Annotated in this window: 13 protein-coding genes and 1 tRNA gene; 7 read left to right on the plus strand and 7 right to left on the minus strand. The window is 41.1% G+C overall.

Annotated features, from left to right (window positions below; genetic code table 11):
- Window positions 1–38 precede the first annotated feature (38 nt).
- The 3 genes from M0P91_RS10925 (at window position 39) to M0P91_RS10935 (ending at window position 2,563) form a co-directional block, all read left to right on the plus strand.
- A complete protein-coding gene (locus M0P91_RS10925) occupies window positions 39–1,148 on the plus strand; it encodes an FtsW/RodA/SpoVE family cell cycle protein (RefSeq protein WP_295067149.1) in 1,110 nt (369 codons plus the stop codon).
- 32 nt (window positions 1,149–1,180) lie between these two features.
- A tRNA-Ile gene (locus M0P91_RS10930) sits at window positions 1,181–1,256 on the plus strand.
- Between the two features lie 176 nt (window positions 1,257–1,432).
- Window positions 1,433–2,563: a DUF4172 domain-containing protein gene (locus tag M0P91_RS10935; protein WP_295067151.1), complete on the plus strand. Its 1,131-nt coding sequence runs from the start codon at window positions 1,433–1,435 to the stop codon at window positions 2,561–2,563.
- Window positions 2,564–2,653: 90 nt separating this feature from the next.
- Here the strand turns inward: M0P91_RS10935 and M0P91_RS10940 are convergent, their stop codons facing one another.
- The gene (locus M0P91_RS10940) at window positions 2,654–3,937 is read right to left on the minus strand and encodes an ATP-binding protein (RefSeq protein ID WP_295067154.1); all 1,284 of its coding nucleotides are present in this window, start codon (window positions 3,935–3,937) and stop codon (window positions 2,654–2,656) included.
- A gap of 405 nt (window positions 3,938–4,342) precedes the next feature.
- Here M0P91_RS10940 and istA point away from each other — a divergent pair, with 405 nt between their 5' ends.
- Both istA and istB read left to right on the plus strand, forming a co-directional pair.
- On the plus strand, window positions 4,343–5,881 hold the full coding sequence (gene istA / locus M0P91_RS10945) for an IS21 family transposase (RefSeq protein WP_295067159.1): 1,539 nt from the start codon (window positions 4,343–4,345) through the stop codon (window positions 5,879–5,881).
- Between the two features lie 36 nt (window positions 5,882–5,917).
- Entirely contained in the window at window positions 5,918–6,676 is a 759-nt protein-coding gene (gene istB / locus M0P91_RS10950) for an IS21-like element helper ATPase IstB (protein WP_295067162.1), read from the plus strand.
- A gap of 280 nt (window positions 6,677–6,956) precedes the next feature.
- On the opposite strand, the gene M0P91_RS10955 is transcribed toward istB, so the two are convergent.
- From M0P91_RS10955 to M0P91_RS10975, 5 genes are all read right to left on the minus strand, one after another.
- The gene (locus M0P91_RS10955) at window positions 6,957–7,670 is read right to left on the minus strand and encodes a nucleotidyl transferase AbiEii/AbiGii toxin family protein (protein ID WP_295067165.1); all 714 of its coding nucleotides are present in this window, start codon (window positions 7,668–7,670) and stop codon (window positions 6,957–6,959) included.
- Complete coding sequence (locus tag M0P91_RS10960) at window positions 7,667–8,275, minus strand: hypothetical protein (protein ID WP_295067168.1); 609 nt, start codon at window positions 8,273–8,275, stop codon at window positions 7,667–7,669. Before M0P91_RS10960 ends, M0P91_RS10955 begins: the two co-directional genes overlap by 4 nt.
- A gap of 51 nt (window positions 8,276–8,326) precedes the next feature.
- Window positions 8,327–9,166 (minus strand): Bro-N domain-containing protein, encoded by an 840-nt coding sequence (locus M0P91_RS10965; protein WP_295067171.1) that lies wholly within the window; start codon window positions 9,164–9,166, stop codon window positions 8,327–8,329.
- Window positions 9,167–9,334: 168 nt separating this feature from the next.
- Window positions 9,335–9,667: a hypothetical protein gene (locus M0P91_RS10970; protein WP_295067174.1), complete on the minus strand. Its 333-nt coding sequence runs from the start codon at window positions 9,665–9,667 to the stop codon at window positions 9,335–9,337.
- A gap of 41 nt (window positions 9,668–9,708) precedes the next feature.
- Complete coding sequence (locus tag M0P91_RS10975; RefSeq protein ID WP_295067176.1) at window positions 9,709–10,083, minus strand: thioredoxin family protein; 375 nt, start codon at window positions 10,081–10,083, stop codon at window positions 9,709–9,711.
- Between the two features lie 304 nt (window positions 10,084–10,387).
- On the opposite strand from M0P91_RS10975, the gene M0P91_RS10980 reads away from it, so the two are divergent.
- A complete protein-coding gene (locus M0P91_RS10980) occupies window positions 10,388–10,687 on the plus strand; it encodes a helix-turn-helix transcriptional regulator (RefSeq protein WP_295067179.1) in 300 nt (99 codons plus the stop codon).
- A complete protein-coding gene (locus M0P91_RS10985) occupies window positions 10,684–11,937 on the plus strand; it encodes a type II toxin-antitoxin system HipA family toxin (protein WP_295067182.1) in 1,254 nt (417 codons plus the stop codon). Before M0P91_RS10980 ends, M0P91_RS10985 begins: the two co-directional genes overlap by 4 nt.
- Before the next feature lie 249 nt (window positions 11,938–12,186).
- Here the strand turns inward: M0P91_RS10985 and M0P91_RS10990 are convergent, their stop codons facing one another.
- A complete protein-coding gene (locus M0P91_RS10990; protein ID WP_295067185.1) occupies window positions 12,187–14,712 on the minus strand; it encodes a sensor domain-containing diguanylate cyclase in 2,526 nt (841 codons plus the stop codon).
- Between the last annotated feature and the right edge of the window lie 173 nt (window positions 14,713–14,885).

Here is a 14,885-nt window from a genome sequence, read left to right on the forward strand (position 1 = left end):
ATACAATCAGCTAAAAATTTTAAAGTAATGAGATTGCAGTGCTTAATATAGATCGCCGAATTCTAGCACATTTTGATTTTATAATTATCATTTTGTTGATTCCCCTCGTATTTACCTCCGGTTGGCTGATCCATGAGATCCATCCGGTATTGGGACAAAAGCATCTGGTGTACGTTGCTGTCGGGATCGGGGCGTTTTTTACCCTCTTTTTGTTGCCGGTGCGTCAGATGTTCTGGACGATCCCTATTTTTTATTGGGGGAGTATCCTCCTCCTCGTTGCCGTCGAGTTTGTAGGGCATGCACGGCTGGGAGCGAAACGGTGGATTGAGATCCCGTTTGTCCATTTCACCCTCCAGCCCTCTGAGCTGATCAAACCGGCGTTTGTCCTGATGCTTGCTTATCTGATCAGCCGAAACCCTCCGCCGCGTGACGGATACCGTCTGAAAGATTTTTCGAAGATCATGTTTTTTATTATCCTCCCTTTTCTCCTCATCGCCAAGGAACCCGATTTGGGGACGGCGACGGTCTTGCTGCTGCTGGGGGTGGGGATTTTGTTTATCGTCGGGGTTCACTGGAAAATATGGGTGGGGCTGAGCACGGCTTTCATCATCTCGCTCCCGCTGATCTATACCCAGCTGCACGATTATCAAAAACAGCGGTTGACCGACTTTATCAGTGAAAAACCGAGCTACCACGTCGAGCAGTCGATCATTGCCGTCGGTTCGGGGGGATTTTTCGGTAAAGACAAAGAGGATGCCACTCAGACCCAGATGAAATTCCTCCCCATTGCATCGAGCGATTTTATCTTCGCTTACGTCGTCGAGCGGTTCGGGTTTTTCGGGGCGTTTTTGCTCATCTCCCTCTACGCCGCGATTATCATCCATCTGCTGATGATCGCCAACTGGGCGCAGGATTACTACATCAAGGTGGTGACGGCAGGGCTCTCCCTCTTTGTCTTCATCTATATGAGTGTCAATATTGCCATGACAATCGGATTTGCCCCCGTCGTCGGGGTACCGCTGCCGATGTTCAGCTACGGAGGGAGCAGTTTCGTCAATTTTATGATTTTGTTCGGAATTATGGAGAACCTTCTCGCTTACCGATTTCGCTATTTGTACAACAATAGCGGTAAAAAAAGCTTCGTCTAATCAAAGAACGAGTATAATACCGCTCCTCAATCGGGTCAATAGTTCAGCGGTTAGAGCCCTCCGCTCATAACGGAGTAGTCGCAGGTTCAAATCCTGCTTGACCCACCACCTCCTCTCGATAAATACAATCCACAATATAACGTCAGTCCCTACGATTTAAAAAGTATGTTTTTGTTTTTGAGATAAAAGCACGATTATTATAGATATTCGTACCAAATATGGTATGATTAAATCAATAATTCAACCTGATTGAAAATAATCGATACTCAAAGGCAATACAGTAGATGAAACGCTGGATATGGGAGAGGGAGACTTATCCCCATTTTACCTATGATTTGAACCGACTTGAGCATTTGATTCAAGAGGTTTCATTGGAGCAGGGGTATTTGATTGCCATAACCCAAACGATGGATCGCAATAATATCGCCCAAAGACAACTCGAAGCACTGATGAATGAAGCGATTAGTACCTCTGCGATAGAGGGGGAAATCCTCAATCGTGACAGCGTCAAAGCCTCCATCCAACGAAAGCTTGGGTTTGCAGAGATAGATTCTTACAAACGGGATATTTCTACCGATTATCTGATAGAAGTACTCATCGATGCCAACACCAATTACGATCAAGATTTGAGCCTTGAGAGGCTCTTTGGCTGGCACAATGCTCTTTTTCCGAGTGGGTATAGTGCTCTTTCTAAAATCAATGTTGCCTCGTTCAGGGGTGAAGAGATTATGGAAGTCATCGGAGGAGCCGCAGGAAAAGAGAAAACGTATTATGTAGCACCTCCAAGAGCCACGCTCGAAGATGAGATGGCTCGATATCTAGCATGGTTTAATGCCACACCTCCGAGTCTGCTCAAAGCGTGTATTTCCCATTTATGGTTTGTTATCATTCACCCGTTTGATGACGGTAACGGCAGAATAGGGCGCGCGATCACCGATTTGGTTTTGTCTAACATCGAAAAATCGACCATATCGAGACTCTATTCGATGTCTAGTGCGATCAACAGCGATAGAAGCGGGTATTACAAGGTATTGGAAAAAACAACGGGGTACATTCGCAAGGAGAGGAATCATTTGGATATCACCGACTGGTGCGAATGGTTTCTCACTACGTTAAACACTGCATTGGGCGACACGAAAAAAAAGCTAGGATACATCGTACAAAAAACGACGTTTTGGGACAAATACAAAACTCATAATCTCAATGCGAGACAAACCAAAGTTCTCAATAGAATCCTCGATATGGGAACTGAAAATTTCCAAGGTGCTTTGAGTAAAAAGAAATATATGAGCCTAACGGACACGGCATCCACCACCGCTTCCAGAGATATTACCCAATTGATCGAGATCGGCTGTATCCGTCAAATCGAGGGGACAAACGGTAGAAATGTTCGGTATGAGATTGTTTTTGAGTAATAGATTTTAAAAAGTGAAGATTGAATATATGACCGCTAATCTGCGTAAAAAAGTAGTCTGTCGCCTTTTTCCTTCGTTTTTATTTCAAGTTTATAATTGACTTGTTAAATAATCTATTTTCTCTTTTACTATTTTTAAATCCATATTAATTGAATCATGAGTAATTTCACCTGCATAATTATTACTGGTAATGTGCTCAGCGTATATTTTATAAATTGGCGATCTAAAACAGTAATGATTAGCTCTTTTTATGATTATTGCTCCTTTTTCACTTTTTACTAATTGTTTTAAATAGCTCGATAAGTTCCCTGCTGGATACTTTGATTCAGTTTCTTGAATTTTTAGCAGTAAATCATGTTGTTCTGCCCCCTCCATCGAGAAGGAAGATAAGGCTTTAAATATCAACATGGCATTCTTGTAGGTTCCTTTTCTTTGTACCAATGCAATTTCGAAGTCAGCTTTAATTGAATCTGATGAATCTTGAATATATCCTTTGATGCCTGATTCAAACATTTTCATGTCAATAACTATTTTTGAGTTGCTTTTAGTATATATACCCATTGCGAAACATATTTGTAAACAAATTGAATGACACACCGATGGAACACCATTCGCAACTTTTATGATGTTATTTTTAATAAAAGCAGGTATTTCGATATTTAATAACGGAAACCCAATGTCAATAATTTGTGCAATTTCGGTGTCAGTCATTAAAGGTACATTTATTTCTGCAACTCTTGACTTGAGTTCAGGGTCATATTGAACAACTTCTCGACCAGTATCCACAGCACCTATACATATGATTTTTAGCTCAGGGTACTCTTCAGCCATATCAACAAAAAGCTTCATTGTCTGAGATACCTTTGTCTTCTCATCAGCATTAATTTTATGAAAATCTTCTAAAACAAAGCAACATTTGGCATTGCCTAAAAATCGAGCAAGTGTTTGCATTGTTAATTTAGGTGGAATTACTCTTTTAATTGTCCCTTGTTCTGTTGTTGTTTTTGTTCCTCCAAGCTCTGCTTTAATTAGTGCATAATCTGACGCTAATTTTATGGATGTGGCATTACTTATAGTGGATACTTTACTATCTTGGTAATAGGGATTTAACTCATCAAATGCTTGCAATACAATTTCTTCATATGTCAGTGTAGAAGTACATCTTACTGTAATGTGGTTTTCATATATTTGCATCAGTTTATTGACAATAAGCGTAGTCTTTCCACAGCCAGAATGCCCATATATTACTAGTTGCTTTCCAGGGGTATTTAAAGCATTTACAATTTGGTTATTAACAGATTCTCTTTCAACAAAAGTTAGTTTTGCAGATGTTGATGGTGTAAATACTTCATTGGATTTAATTTGTTTTTCCATAAATATATCCTTTTACTTGTGATATTTTATACTAATAATAAAATTTTTGGTGAAGAAATTTAGGTGTCAATAGTGTTTAGTGTAAACAATATGTATGATTAATCAATTTATGTTGATGAATTTTGGAAAAAAGGGGACAGGCTAGAATGGCACTTACTTAAGCTTTTAAGCCTTATTTCCGAGACTAAAACAAATGAAATTTAAATCCTGCAAAAAACGGAGCCATTCGGCCACCTGTGACGTTTTTATCCGGCCACCCATGACGGTGGCATTCGGCCACTAAAAACGGTCATTATCCGGCCACTTTTTAGGAAAAAACGTCACGGAGTTTTTATGAATGAAGGGTGTTTTCTGAATTGACTACACTGCCGTTTAAAAACGGGAGTGTTGATGAGGAAGATACAGATGAAAAAAGTACGTGAAGCTCTACGGCTTCATATTGGGATGAACCTTTCGGTTCGTCAGGCACACAGAGCTGCAGGGGTTCCAAGAACAACCATACAAGACTATATCCGCCGCTTTAAGTCTTCCGCAATGACGATTGACGAAGTGGAAGGGATGAGTGATAATGTCCTCCATTCCAGATTGTTTCCCGAACAGCGCAGTGCCACACCTTCCAAAAAACCATTACCCGATATGCTCTACCTGCATAACGAACTCAAGCAGCGTAAACAGACGAAAGTGACTCTCATGCTGCTATGGGAAGAGTACAAAGAACAATATCCCGATGGATACGAGTATACCCAGTTTAGGGTTCTCTATAAAAAGCATGTTGAAAAGCTGAATCCTTCGATGCGTCAGGTCCATTTAGGAGGAGAAAAAGTATTTGTCGACTACAGCGGTCTGACGATGCCGATTTACGATATCCAAACCGGCGAGATCGTCAAATGTCAGGTTTTTATTGCGGTTCTGGGTGCTAGTGGCTATACCTTTGCCCATGCGACTCCATCCCAGAAACAAGAAGATTTTTTTCAAGCTCATGTATTGGCATACCGATACTTTGAAGGAGTACCGCGAATCGTAGTGAGCGATAATCTCAAATCAGCGGTGATTACTCATTCTAATGGAGAAATCGTTATCAACGAAGGATACGCCGACCTTGCCCGCCATTACAACATGGCGATAGAACCTGCACGTCCCTATAAACCCAAAGACAAACCGAAAGTCGAGCAAGGAGTTCAGGGGATTCAGCGCTATATCCTCGCACGCTTTCGCCATCGGAAGTTTTACAGTGTCGATGAGCTCAATGAATCGATCGGTCCGCTACTGGATGATTACAACAACAAGATCGTCAAACATTTGGAACAAAGCCGCACCCAGATGTTTGAAACACTGGATAAGCCCCATCTCAAACCACTTCCCGCCAACCGTTACAGCTACAAAGAGTTCAAAGTTGCACGAGTCAACCAAGATTACCACATCACTTTGGACAAATGCAATTACTCTGTCCCTTATGGGTATCTCAAAGAACTTGTCGATGTGCATTACAATTCACACAGTGTAAAAATCTATCACAACAACACTTTGATCGCCACCCATCCAAGACTGCGACGCACGGGCGATGTCTCCACACTCAAAGAGCATATGCCCTCGTCGCATCAATATGTCCATGAAAAAATGAATCCGGATCGATTACGCAACTGGGCGAAGAATATCGGTTCCAATGCATCCGCATTCGTTGAAGCACGCTTCGCCGCCGCTGAATATGAAGCAACTGCCTACCGTCCGATCATCGCTGTCCTTTCACTGGCCAAGTTGCATGGAAAATCAGAATTGGAACTGGCGCTGATGTTTGCATTGGAGAAGCAGACTCTGAAGACGAAGTCGATCAAGTCGATTCTGGAGAAAAAACTTTATCCGGGTAGAAGTGCCAACAACATCATGACAACTCCTCCTATCCTAAATACCCATGACAATCTTCGTAATGCTCAAGAGTATCAATAACAAAGTATCCAAAAAAGTAAAAAAAGGAAATAACCTATGCAGCATTCACAACTTATTGAAAAAATCACCCAGCTCGGTCTTCACGGATTTAAAGAGGCGTATGCGCGTCAAAGCGAAGATGTCAACTATCACTCTCTAGCATTCGAAGAGAGGCTTTATCAGCTCCTTGATGCGCAAAGTCTCTATCTTCGCAACAAGGCAATCGCTATGAATCGCAAGCTCTCTAAAATTAAAGAGAAACATGCCCTCATCGAAGAGATCGATTTTAATCCCAAACGCTGCCTCGACAAAGCGTTCATACACTCTTTGGCTACCTTGAACTTTATTCGAAGCCATCAGAACATTATTATGACCGGAAAAACCGGTACCGGTAAAAGCTATCTTGCACAAGCGTTTGCCAATCGTGCCATCATGGATGGATTCAGAGTCCATTACATTCGTACTCCGACACTTCTTGAGGAGATAAGAATTTCAAGGATTGACGGCACCTATACCAATCTACTCAAAAAATATTCGAAGTTCCATCTATTGATCCTGGATGATTTCGGAGTATCCGCCATGCATGAAGATGACGCAACCAACTTATTTGAAATCATTGAAGATCGTACCCAGATTAACTCGACCATTATCACTTCTCAACTCCCAGTGTGCGACTGGTATGATTATCTCAATAACAATACTATTGCCGATGCAATCCTTGATCGTATCGTCCATTCATCGCACCGAATTGAAATGGAGGGGGATTCTATGCGCAAGCTTCACTCTACTATCAATAAATCAATCACTGAAAAATAAGAAATTTAGATGATCAAGGAACCAATATCCGGCCACTTTATGTTAAAATCCAAACACAGAAAATATCTCTCTTCAAGTGGCCGAATAATCTCCGCGATCACTGGCCGAATACTCCGTCATATGCAAATCGGAAGTGGGACTTCAGTCCCGCACGATGGCGAGGCTAAAGCCTCACTTCCAAATAGATTTACAAAAACAAGTAAATATGTTAGGCTTTTTAGACTCTTTTTTCCTTAAGTAAGTGCCATTCGGGATAAGCTACTTTTTTACAATAGAAATTTTATTGAAATAATTTTACCAATTTCATACGCATCTCATCAAATGTTTGAATCTCACCCACTAGCCCCGCCAACCCTTCATCACGTTCCGCTAAATATTTTTTAGTTTTAAAACTCTCTAGCCACATCGTTTGGAAATATTCTTTTGTGTAATAAAGCGGTTCATGTTGCATAATAAGCGTTTTGGTCGCAACAGGTGTAAATCGATCATAATCATTTAGCGTATAGAAGCAGAGCATATCGTAGAGGTCTCGTGATTTGGTTCGTTTGTAGAACATCAAAGATTTTATTTTAAATATCGTTTCTAGGGAGGCTATCTTGATGTTTCCGATGGTTGTGTAAATATCATCGGCAAGAAATTCTTTTGTGCCTGGATTGCTTCCACCGTCGAAAAATTGAATTTTAATGCCGTTGACCATCCATGTTTGAAGATAGTATTCGACATTATCTCCGCCGATTAAGAAATCTTCCTTGATTGCTTGAGAAGGTTCAATATAGTCGATATTGTCCATACCGAATTTCTCTACACAAAACTCAATAAATGCTTGAATATCCTCTAAAGGAAGTTCTTGTGTGAGGCAAAAATCTAAATCCTCAGAAATGCGATGATTGATATGATAGGAAAGTGCGGTTCCACCGACCAGTCTGAAATCATGCTTTTTGAAAATCTCGTGATCTTGGATGATCGGTAGAATCTGTTTGATCGCTTCGGTCATGCGCTCAGTCCTGTCATCTTTTTAATCTGAAAGAGGGTATTGAACGGTACTTTTTTCTCTTGAGCCATTTTTACCAACTCATCGGCACTGTATTGTTTGCTCAGATAGGTAATATACCGTTTTTTAGGATGGCGTAGAAGTTCCTCTAGTGCAGGCAACGGATGAACCTCAAAATAGGTTTCAGGGTCTATGGAAAATTCAATCTGCTCTGAAGCCTCATTATAATCTTCGATTGGCATGCTATTTTTGAGTTTCATCAAAATCATCCTAACTCGTTCGATACCAAATAGACGGATGAGCGTTTGGGTATCCTCTTGATTCGGTGTAGAGAGATAAATGGAAATGAGGCTGTTGATCTCTATGAGGGAATGATCTTGCCGTGACCACAATAGATCAATGCTAAACCACTCTTTTCGAAGTTTGGCGAAACGGGTTTTTGGGCTAAATTTTGGCGGGGTATTTTTAGGCTGTAAATACTTTTCTGCCTCGTCAAGGCTGATAGTACGAAGGAGGGTAAGGAGCTTTTGGCGCTTTGGATTGGATTCCCAATCACTGAGAGTGCTATCAGCAATATGAAAAAACTGTGTGATTTCTGCTGTTGTCATATTCTCCTCCTCTTCGAAGTTAATATTGCTATTATATCCGAATATCGGAAATTATACAATCTTATTTCGTTCTGTGGCTTCCAATACACTTTTTGCATTCAAGCTCGTTACCACTTTTTTACCCGTTTGCGCTTCCAACTCTTGGAGGGCTACTTTGGCAACTTTTCCGCCTTGAGCTGCTACTTTTTTGCTTTCTTCAAACGTTTCAGGGCTTAGTGCTTGCGAAATATCTTTTGTAGAAGCTTCCGCTAACATATTTAAAATAAGTTCGGTGTTGGTCATGTTATCCCGTAGGTTCTCTTTTTTTAACCCTTTTAGAATTTTATACTCTTTGGTGGTTTTATCTGCCCATGTTTTGGTGATAATATCGGTGAGAGTTGCAAACTGCATCCCCTCTCTTATCCCTCTTGATTTCCACTCATCGGTAAGTTCTTTGCGGATTTCGATACTTTTTAGCCGTTGGTTGATCCAGTTCTCACTGTATCCTAGCTCTAAATATTGTTTTAATGCTCTATCTATACTTAGCTCAGGGTCTTGCATTTCATCTAAGCGCTCACTAGCGATTTGTGCTAACCAAAGTTTAAAGGGTTCTGCTTTTGGGCTTGGAATAGACTGTATTAATCTGAAAATTTGTTCGGTATCGGCAACATCGGTTTTGTAAAATTTACCGTCTGAAGATTTCATTTTCAGTTGTCCGATTTTTTCGGACAACTGACTTCCCTCTTTTTCTAACTTCTTTTTTAAATCTGACCAATATTTTCTTGGTCGCTCATTATTCGTCAAAACTTCAATAACATCAATAATAGAGATATACCACTTTTCATTCTCCTCATCCCAGAGGGTGCGTACTTTTTTAGTGTCAAAAATTTGAATGGTATCGTGCGTGTTCATCTCAATACCTCACCACAAATTTCAATCTTCATTTTTAATGTTCCTCGTCTGGCGCATATCCGATTTGTTTTATTTTATCCAAACACGTTTAAATGGATCGATATGTTGACAATTTGTTATATTTTCAATTTTTTAAAAAGTGGAATGGACTCAAAGAGCAGACACTTTTTAAGACGGTGATTGGTGCGATAAGCGATGCTTTTCAATGATCTGTGTAAATGCCGTTTGCAGCATCACAACATCTGCCAGCTCACCGCATTCTGCTTTACCCTTAAGATCGTAGAGTTCAAAAAGACGTTCGATATCTTCTCTGCCGAGTTCGAAATGTTTTGCTTCTATTGATCTGAGGAGCCCCTCACTGATGGCAATTTGTTGTGCTTTGTTTGCTTCAGTCCACGCATCGCCCATGTACACATAGACAATCAAATCAGTGACGGGATAATGGCCTTTTCGTATGTAGGTGTAGTCCTCGAAATATCGTTCCAGTCGATTTAATGGCATTTGCTTTCCTTCTGCATCGCTTTATATTGTCAAGAATTGGTTTACGGCTGTTGCTTGCGTGCTGCTTTTTTCGCTGCTTTTTCCGCACGGAATCTATCCATATCGGTCGCTTTTGTCTGCTCAATGAGATCAATCAGTTCCTCTTGGGATAATAATCCCGGTGTTTTGAAAATAACCGTCTTCTCTTTCATAAGTACCGTCGTTGGAAGATTTTGGATAAAGAAATAGTCTGAAAGAGCGGTTTCTTCTTCCGTATGGAGTTTTGCAAACGTGATGTCGGGGTATTTTCCAGATACTTTTTCAAATATCGGTCCATACTGTTTGCACGGAGTACACCATTGCGACCAAAAATCGATAACCACTATCTCGTTTTCTTGAACGGTTTTATCATAATTCTCTTTTGTCAATATGAGCATATTCCATAGTATCCTGTTTTCGAAAATGTAAGTCAATAAGGCGAACGGGTTGCTTAACGCTCAATCACTGTTATTCCTTGATAGTTAGATTAGGTATGTTAAGGAGTAAATGCATAGGCCATTCTAAATCGGGGTGTCATTCCAGATTGAACATCTGACCCAAATTTGCTAGTGATATATATAAAATACATTTTTGCGATACAATTAGCAATAAGATCATAGACAAAGTAAGAGATATTTTAATATCTATTATTCTATATTTATTGCTTTAATCTATAATATACTATCTTTTAAGTGAGATGCAATGTTGCAGCTATATACTGAACAAGAGATGTTGTCTCGTCTGGCAGAGATGTTTGAAAAAGAACGTATTAAGCAAAATATCACCCAGAAAGAGCTTTCATCACGTGCAGGGATTCCACTCCCTACCTACCGTGCATTTTTAAAAAATGGTACATTGTCTGCTAAAAATATGTTCAAATTACTCTTTGTTTTGCAGTTGGATGAAAAGGGCGAGAATCTCGTTAAAGAACGTGCATTAAAAACATTGGAAGACATCCGTGTGAATGTTTCACAACAAGATCGTAAAAGGGTTCGTAAATGACAGAGATTACTGCAAAACTGTATGGTCATACCGTTGGGACATTACTGTATGACGGACGGACGGTCTATTTTGAATATGATCCGATATTTCAAAAGATGGGACTGGAAATTTCGCCTCATAAACTTGCAATCAATAGTTTAAAAGGTGCATATAGCAACACAGATACTACTTATTTCCAAGGTATTCCCGGTGTTTTTCATGATAGTTTGCCGGATAAATTTGGGATGAGGGTAATCGATCGCTATTACGAGGAAAAAGGGAAAAGCATAGCAGATGTAAATCTCTTGATGCGATTATCCTATATCGGTTCACGCGCAATGGGAGCATTGGAGTATGAACCGAGCGATCAGCCACAATTTGCTGCTCTAAAAGCCGAAATCATGGATTTGCGTCAGATGTATTTGGATTCTCAAGTAATCATCAAAGGTGAACAATCCGATGCACTTCATCACATCGCAGCCTTTATGGAAAATGCTGCATCACCCGGAGGTGCACAGCCAAAAGCTTCTATCGGATGGAACCGTGAAACGAAAGAGATCATCAGCGGTGCACAGTTGGGTGTGCCGGAGGGGTTTGAGCACTGGCTAGTAAAATTTAGTAAATCGGACCAATTTGGTCAAGCTCTGGATTTTACCAAACTCGAATACCTCTATATGCAGATGGCGGGAGAGATTGGGATAAGTGTTCCTCAAACGCAAATGCTCTATGATAGAAATGACTGGCACTACGCCATCAAACGATTTGATCGTGTTGATGGTCGCAAGATCCATATGCACACGTTAGCCGGCTTGACCCATATCGATTTCAATGAACCGGGGCATTATTCGTATGAGCAGTTCTGGCGCATCGCCAAAGCATTGACCCGAGATAACTCGGTCAATCTTGAGATATTTAAGCGGGCTGTTTTTAATGTGATTGCCCGTAATCAAGATGACCACGCAAAAAACTTTTCATTTTTGATGGATGAATCAGGGAAATGGAGCCTCTCTCCAGCGTATGATATTACCTTTGCCAATGGGGAAAAATATACAGCCAATCATCAGATGTCGATTGGTGCAAAACTAAACAATTTCACGCGCAAAGATTTGATCGCTTTTGGGTTATCGCTTGAAATGAAAGAAAGTGCCGTAAAAGAGATAATTCAGCAGACTATTGAGGTTCTCAGTTCCTTCAGCCAGAGAGCCAAAGAGATAGAAATTCGAGATGATTTGATTAGGCTTGTCGAAACAGGGCTCAGATTAGAGATATAGGGAGAAATTTTCTATTTTTATCGATTTTCTGCTTTCTTTAAAATCGAGTCATTCATAGAAAATTCAAATTAATTTTAATAAATAAAATTAATTTGAATTTTCCGGCTGAGTAAAAAGTTATTGCGTTAGAATCATCACCGAAAAGATTATTTAATGGGTCAGTCGGTGCATAATTTAATCTTTTCTTGTTTTTAGCTCTCTTAATGACACTCCCGTGTCCATTTCTCCAACCTTAAATCCTATCGTTGCCTAACCTGTTATCTCTTCTTTCGAATCAAAAAGATAGTATCGGTTTTTACCCGATTGTTTGGCCTCATACATTGCCTGATCGGCCTGACGGATCAGCTGGTCTCCGTCCACTTCGTGCTCCTGCGGGTAAAAGGTAACTCCGATACTAGCGGATACCTGAACCGTTAACGACTCAAGCCGGATGGGGTTTCCTGCCGCTTCAAGGAGTCTGTGAATGATCGGTATTGCGGCGGAGGTGTCTTTTAAATCTACGAGAATGGCGACAAATTCATCTCCGCCTAATCTGGCAAGGGTATCCCCTTCCCGCAATGATTGTTTCATCCTTGCCGAAAGGGCGATCAGCAATTGGTCTCCTACGGAATGCCCATAGGTATCATTGATGTGTTTAAACCCGTCAAGATCAAGATAAAGGACGGCCAGCCGCTCTTTGCGTCGTTGCGTTTGGATCATCCCCTGATGCAGGCGATCGGATTCTAGAATACGGTTCGGCAGACCGGTCAGCGCGTCGTAATGGGCCAAAAATTCGAGCTGCTGTGCATGGAGGTTCATTGCGCTAACATCTTTGGTACTGACCAGAATACGTTTTTTGTCGGGCAGGAGAGTGGCTGTCATGTTGATGTAGAGCTGTTTTCCGTCTTTTACGATGCAGGTTTTTTCAAAACCTTTGACAAAGCCGTGTTCCAAAACTTTTTTCATCATTTCGGTTGCACGTTCTCTGTCTTGCGGAATGCTCAGCGAAATACAATTCATTTGTAGAAGTTCTTCACGGGAAAAACCGGTCATTTCCATATACGCATCATTAAAATCGAGAAAATTCGATTCGGTATCCAAGATGGCGATGCCGTCCTTGGAGGTATTGAAAATGGTTTTAAATTCGTCTCGTTGCTCTGCCAAATCTTTTTGCAGATTTTTTTCTTCCGTAATATCGTAAAACCACCCCAAAACACAGGGTTCTGCTTCAAACTCTATCGGCATATACGAAGCCAATACCCAGATCGTCTGATGATTAATGGAGAGTTCTACCAGTCGATTGAAGATGATCTCTTTCGCGTTGATTTGTTTCAGGATTGCATCGTATTCTTCATGGCGGGCATAATAATTTTTCGGATTGTTGCCTAATACGGCAGAAATATCGGTTTGGGTCAAACGGGAATAGGCTTCATTGGCAAAAACAACTTCACTCCCTTCGCTTTTTGCGATTCTGACGGCAATCGGGCTCATTTTCAACAGAAAGAGAAGGGTGTTTTCACTTTTTTCCAAGCGGATTTGATAGTGCATCGCTTCCGTGATATCTTGAACCGTACCAAAGGAACACAGCGGACTATTATCCGTCTGGTCGAATTTTGTATCGCATTGTTCACTGACATACTTGATTCTTCCGTCTCTCATCCGAAGTCTGTGGACTATTTCGTATTTTTGTTGGGTAACGAGTGAATTTTGATAGGCATTTTCAACATTTTTTCGGTCATCCGGATGGATAACCGTTAGAAATGCATCGTAGGTGGGTTCAAAGTTCTCTTTATCCAGTTCAAAAATATGAAAAATCTCATCTGACCATTCCAGAGTATTGGAACGCAAGTCCAGATGCCAATTGCCGATTTGAGCAATTTTTTCGGCTTGTCTGAGGTTTTTCAGAAGCTTTTGGGTCTCTACATCAGCCATTTTTCGTTCGGTGATATCCTCGATGATGGCAATTCCCCCCTCGATGGTATTATCGGTGTCGCGGAGCGGGGCATAGAACATAATGATCCACAAATGGGCATTGCTCAGGGTTGAGTGGTACGGGGTTTCCAATGATCCCTCTTTGCCCTCAATCGCTTCTGTTAATACCGGCAGGATACGTTGATCTTTCAGCGTATGCATATCAAGGCCGATCAGCTTCTCTTTCGGGGCTTTCATAAGCTGTGCAAAGCGGTCGTTGCAGTAGGTGATTACCAGCTCTTTATTGTAATGAAGTATTCCCGCCGGCGTATGTTGAAGGATGAGACGATAGCGTTCCTCGCTGACCCATGCCTCTTTTTCACTCGCTTCCGCTTTGTGTTGCATCATACTGCTCTGGAGGATACTTGTGTGGATGAATTTTCCGATAACGGTTAAGAATACGAAATAAAGGAGCAGTGCCATCCCCATATAAACGGATAGAGTATTTTCGTCCAAGAATAAATAAACCGTAATGGGGGACAACGTCAAAATGGAAAAACCGATGCTGCTGGGAAGGTCGGATCCGTTTGACACCGTATTCCCGGCTGTCAGACCGGCTAAAATAAAAATTAAAAAAAACAGGTGATCAAAATCATTGGAAGAGAACAATAAAAATCCGATTGCGCCCCATATTGTACCGGATACAAAGGTACCGATCCGGATATTTCTCAGACGTAGGCGCGTATCGGACACCGTGGTGTCGGCACTCCGTTGATAGGCGCTGATAAGGGAGATTCGGAGAAATGATACCAGAACGAGGGCAAGAAACCAGAGTATCAATGTTTTAGGATCGGAGAGGTTTCGCTCACCAAAAATAAGTACCATGCCCAATAGCAAGCTGGCAAGTACTCCAAACTTACTGCTTTTAAGCAAGTTTTTCATTTGATCCGTTTGTGTTAGAGAATTCAGGGCAGTCATGAATTAGAGTAACCTTTTAAAGCAATGGATAGGTAAATGGATATTTTTTCTCCGCCTCTTGGTATGATCGGAGACACCGT

Origin of the sequence: Sulfuricurvum sp., from assembly GCF_023229695.1 — a bacterium.
GTDB lineage: Bacteria > Campylobacterota > Campylobacteria > Campylobacterales > Sulfurimonadaceae > Sulfuricurvum.

Excerpts from the sequence above, each read along its gene's own strand:
- M0P91_RS10955 (WP_295067165.1), bottom strand. The coding sequence starts at position 7,670 with ATGACCGAAGCGATCAAACAGATTCTACCGATCATCCAAGATCACGAG.
- M0P91_RS10990 (WP_295067185.1), bottom strand. The coding sequence starts at position 14,712 with ATGGTACTTATTTTTGGTGAGCGAAACCTCTCCGATCCTAAAACATTG.
- M0P91_RS10940 (WP_295067154.1), bottom strand. The coding sequence starts at position 3,937 with ATGGAAAAACAAATTAAATCCAATGAAGTATTTACACCATCAACATCT.
- M0P91_RS10980 (WP_295067179.1), top strand. The coding sequence starts at position 10,388 with ATGTTGCAGCTATATACTGAACAAGAGATGTTGTCTCGTCTGGCAGAG.
- istA (WP_295067159.1), top strand. The coding sequence starts at position 4,343 with ATGAAAAAAGTACGTGAAGCTCTACGGCTTCATATTGGGATGAACCTT.
- M0P91_RS10960 (WP_295067168.1), bottom strand. The coding sequence starts at position 8,275 with ATGACAACAGCAGAAATCACACAGTTTTTTCATATTGCTGATAGCACT.
- M0P91_RS10965 (WP_295067171.1), bottom strand. The coding sequence starts at position 9,166 with ATGAACACGCACGATACCATTCAAATTTTTGACACTAAAAAAGTACGC.
- M0P91_RS10985 (WP_295067182.1), top strand. The coding sequence starts at position 10,684 with ATGACAGAGATTACTGCAAAACTGTATGGTCATACCGTTGGGACATTA.
- M0P91_RS10935 (WP_295067151.1), top strand. The coding sequence starts at position 1,433 with ATGAAACGCTGGATATGGGAGAGGGAGACTTATCCCCATTTTACCTAT.
- M0P91_RS10970 (WP_295067174.1), bottom strand. The coding sequence starts at position 9,667 with ATGCCATTAAATCGACTGGAACGATATTTCGAGGACTACACCTACATA.
- M0P91_RS10975 (WP_295067176.1), bottom strand. The coding sequence starts at position 10,083 with ATGCTCATATTGACAAAAGAGAATTATGATAAAACCGTTCAAGAAAAC.
- istB (WP_295067162.1), top strand. The coding sequence starts at position 5,918 with ATGCAGCATTCACAACTTATTGAAAAAATCACCCAGCTCGGTCTTCAC.